The following is a 4,683-nucleotide window of genomic DNA, read 5'->3' as shown; positions in this document are numbered from 1 at the left end:
TCTAAAAAGCAAATTTCAATGCCACTACGCCATTATATTACACTCTTAACTTTTCTTAAAATATAATAATGTTAGTAAATATTATCTTTAAGATATAATTTCTATTGAAGGATTCTTTAATGTTTTTATTCCTACATTAAATACATCTTCTTTACTTATATTATTTAAATTAAGACTTTCATTTGTATATACTTTATAATCACCAAACATAGTATCGTAAGTTGAAATTTCTTTTGCTAGTACAATACTCTTTTCTTCTTTAAACAATTTTTTAAGTTTATAAGACTTTATTAGTTGTTTTATATCCCCCATATCAATGCTATTTTTTAATTCAGCAAGTTTATTGATACATTGTTTTATTAATTCTATAGATTTATCTACATTTTCTTTTGATGTACTAAATGTAATTTTATAAAGTTTTATGTATTTTTCATGAGCAATATTAGTAATAACATCATAAACAAGTCCATTTTTAGTTCTTAATGTATCAAAAAGCAATGAATTTACGCCTTGTCCAAAATACTCATCAAATACCCTTAATAAACTAATCTCATTATCATTTAGTTCATGTATAGGAAAAATCATTTGAACCTTACAAGTTTTTAAACCTTCTCTTACATTTATAAATGTATTTTCAACATTATTTTCATAATAAACTTCTTCTATTATTTTAATTTTCTTTTCCCATAATCCGAAATATTTTTCTACTAAGTTCTTTACTTCTTCAAATTCTAGTGAAGATATTACAGCAATAGACGTATTTCCCGGAAAATAATATTCTTCATAAAACTTCTTAACATCTTCTAATTTTATAGATTTAAGTTGATCTTCAAGACCTATTATAGGATATTTTATTCTTCTATTTTGAAATGAATTTAAAAATAGCTTATCCTCGCAATATTGTTCAACTTCCTCATCCCATTCATTAAGTTCTTCTATTATTACATTCATTTCCTCTTTAAATCCATCCTCAACGAATTCTGGATTTATAATTATGTCAGAAAAAATCTCTAATCCTTTTTCAAGTTCATCACCAAGTAGAGTTCCATAATATATTACATATGGATAATTAGTCATAGCATTATGAAACCCAAATATAGAACTTAACTCTTTGTTTATTTGTGCTTCATTTCTATTTTTAGTATTTTTAAATACCATATGCTCTGTAGCATGCGCTATTCCTAAAATATCTTTTTCTACTCCTGCTCCTGCTTCTAAAGATATACATATAGAAGATAATTCTGATTCACTTTTTTTATATATTAACTTTAAATTATTTTCAAAAATATACTCTTGCAAAAGTCTTCCCCCTTAAAAAGTTATTCTTATGATTATTTATTTCAAGTTATATTTTAATATCTAAAGTTTAAATTTATTAACCTCTTCTGTAAGAATATTTGAACATTCTTGTAATCTATCAACTTCCTCACTTAAACTTCTCATACTTAATAATTGTTCTTTAGATATACTGCTAATTTCTTGCGTAGAAGCTGTTGTTTGTTCTGATGCTGCTGAAGTATTTTGAATTATATCTAAAATTGTATCCTTATTTCCTATCATAGTCTTATTATAATTTACAATTTTATTTATTATTTCTGATAAATTAAATAATTCACCTGAAAGTTTATTAAAGATATCTTCTGTTTCTACTACAGCTTGATTGTTTTCATTAACAACTGCAATATTTTCTTCTACTGAAATAACTGCATTATTAGATTTTTCTTGTATTGCATTAATTTTACTTCTTATTTCATTAGTAAATTTAGAAGTTTCTTCAGCTAGTTTTTTAACTTCTTCTGCAACCACTGTAAATCCTCTTCCGCTTTCTCCTGCTCTTGCTGCTTCAATGGATGCATTTAAAGCTAAAAGATTAGTTTGATTAGCAATTTCATTAATAGTATCAACTATACTACTTATTTCTTTCGAATTACTATCAACATCCATAACAATAGATTTTATGTTATTTGAAATCTCTCTATTCTTTTCAGAACAACTAGATAAATTATTCATAACACCAATACCATGTTCACTTAAAGTTCTTGTGTAATTTATTTTATCAAAAGTTACTATTGTTTCATCAGATATATTATCTATTTCATTACTTAAATCATTTATTTGAGAAACTTCTTCTTGAATATCTTCTGATTGCTTTTGAGAGCTACTAGCTATTTCTGATATTGCATTTGAAATTCCATCTAATGAGTTAATAGACATTTCTGTAGTATCAACTAATTTGTTAGAGAAATCATTTATTTCATTGGATGTATTTTGTATTGATGCAACCATTTTTCCAAGAACAATTCTCATATTTAAAATAGATTTAGATATCCTACCTACTTCATCTTGTTTTAACGCATATTGTTCCAATAATTTATTTTCTGTTAAATTTAAATTGCTTATATCATCAATAATTCCCATAAGATCTTTTAATGGTTTTAAACTTTTATTTAAAAGAATAACTAATACTACTGTAAGTAAAGCTAATGATATAACAGTAATTGCTATTTGTACTTTAGAAAAATCATTTATAACTGCATCAATTCCACTAATAGGTATTCCTATCCTTAGTGAACCATATAGTTCTCCATTTACTTCAATAGGAACAATTATATCATATGCCCAAATCTTTTGAACATCAGCATAAAATTTACGAGATTTTGTTTCCCCTTCTTTAACAGCATTTTTAATGTAATCATCATCATATACTTTTCCAAGTTTTTGTTTATCGCTATGTGCTATTGCTTTGTTATTTTTATCAACTACGACAATGTATGTAATATTATCTAATTTTGCTTTTTTATCAACTACTTCTTGTAATTTTTCAATAGGATTATCTTCATCCTCAATTATGTACTCAACTAAAGAATTCATTTCATTAGCTACTTCAACTGATTTATTTAGCAAAACATTAGTCATACTATTCTTTATATTAAATATGCTTATTATAGTTGTTAAAGAAAAAATAACTAATAAGGATACTAATATAACTCCTGTAAGTAAACTTTTTATTGATTTTTTAATAACTCTGTCATTTTCCATTTCTTGTCCCCCTATATACTCTTATTTTTTAATTATCGAACATATTTTAGCATAAATTTATATATTATATATTTTTTATCTATTAAAGTTACAATTTAGCAAAAATATTATGTTAGATTCCATAAAAATCATATTAATTTTTATGAGAATTATATTATATTAAATAGTATAAAAATAGGACTGCTATATAATAAAATAATTATTATATAGCAGTCCATTAATTTTATTACTCAGCTTTAAGAGCTATAGCACATTCAATTCTCTTCTTTTGCATTTTACATCCTATTTCATATGGAATCTTCATATCTCCATTGAAATTAAAGTTGTTAGCTTGACAACCACCACTACAGTAGAATTTAGCCCAGCAATCTCTACATTTAGGTTTATTATATATATGTGCTTCTTTAAATTTCTTTCCTAATTCTGAATCATAAGTATCATCATATATAGTTCCTAATTTAAATTCTTCATTTCCAACAAATTGATGACATGGATAAACATCTCCTTGAGGAGTTATTGCTACATATTCAAATCCTGCACCACAACCTGAAATTCTCTTATAGACACAAGGTCCGCCTTGAAGATCTATATTGAAATGATAGAAGTTAAATTCATCTTTTCCTTCTCTCTTTCTCTTAGCCATTTCTTCATATAGCTTGTCATAATTTTTGAAAATAGTTTCTAAATCTTCTTCTCTTAATGAAAGAGAATGTTCATCTGGTAAAACTACTGGTTCAATTGATATTTCATCAAAACCTTCATTGATCATAGCCATAACATCTTCATAAAAATCTGTGTTATTTCTAGTAAATGTTCCTCTAACATAGAAAGTTTTACCCTTAGTTCTTCTTTTTATCATTTCTTTTATATTAGGAATTATATCATCATATGATCCACTTCCATCAGCTTTAATTCTAACATTATCATTAACACATTTTCTTCCATCTAATGATAATATTATATTACCCATTTCTTTATCCATGAAATCCATCATTTCTGGATTTAAAAGAGTAGCATTAGTTGTCATTGTGAATCTTATGTTCTTATTCCACTTCTTTTCATTGTCTCTTGCATATTTAATTATATCTTTTATAGTGTCCATTATCATAGTTGGTTCTCCACCAAATAAATCTATTTCTATGTTTTTTCTTGGACCACTTCTCTTAACAACATAATCAATTGCTTTTTTAGCAACTTCAAGACTCATTACGCCTTTATGTCCATGATATTCACCTTCATCAGCAAAACAATATTTACATCTTAAGTTACATCCATGAATTATATTTAAACATACAGCTTTTATGTAATCTCTATCATCCATAGAGCTATGAGCTATATCTTCATATTGATCCTTAGAATAAAGAATTCCATTATCTATAAGTTCAAGTATTTCATCATATGCTTCTGAAATAACATTTTCTTCATATTTATTATTTAAAGTCTTAATAAGTTCTTCTTTAGATTTTAATTTATTATCATCAACTAAATCATATACTAATTCATCAACTACATGTACTGCACCTGTATTTACGTCTAAAACAAAAAAGTTTTCACCTTGTTTAAATTTGTGTATTAAAGACACTGTTTTTTCCTCCTAATTCATATATAAAATAGGCTATGTTTTAGTAGAGTGTTGATATATGC

At 25.4% G+C, this 4,683-nt stretch carries 3 protein-coding genes; all 3 read right to left on the bottom strand.

What is annotated here, in order from left to right; translation table 11 throughout:
• Window positions 1-87: 87 nt before the first annotated feature.
• Window positions 88-1,299, bottom strand: coding sequence for a M16 family metallopeptidase (locus NG904_RS16560; RefSeq protein WP_252232809.1), 1,212 nt, complete (start codon window positions 1,297-1,299; stop codon window positions 88-90).
• 60 nt (window positions 1,300-1,359) lie between these two features.
• Window positions 1,360-3,039, bottom strand: coding sequence for a methyl-accepting chemotaxis protein (locus tag NG904_RS16555; protein WP_252232807.1), 1,680 nt, complete (start codon window positions 3,037-3,039; stop codon window positions 1,360-1,362).
• A 226-nt stretch (window positions 3,040-3,265) separates the two neighbouring features.
• On the bottom strand, window positions 3,266-4,621 hold the full coding sequence (gene scfB / locus NG904_RS16550) for a thioether cross-link-forming SCIFF peptide maturase (RefSeq protein WP_252216994.1): 1,356 nt from the start codon (window positions 4,619-4,621) through the stop codon (window positions 3,266-3,268).
• Window positions 4,622-4,683 lie beyond the last annotated feature (62 nt).

It is taken from the genome of Clostridium sp. ZBS15, from assembly GCF_023845705.1.
GTDB lineage: Bacteria > Bacillota > Clostridia > Clostridiales > Clostridiaceae > Clostridium > Clostridium aquiflavi.
Note: the sequence above shows the minus strand (reverse complement) of the source record. Positions and strands in the feature narration are given on the sequence as shown.

Excerpts from the sequence above, each read along its gene's own strand:
- NG904_RS16555 (WP_252232807.1), bottom strand. The coding sequence starts at position 3,039 with ATGGAAAATGACAGAGTTATTAAAAAATCAATAAAAAGTTTACTTACA.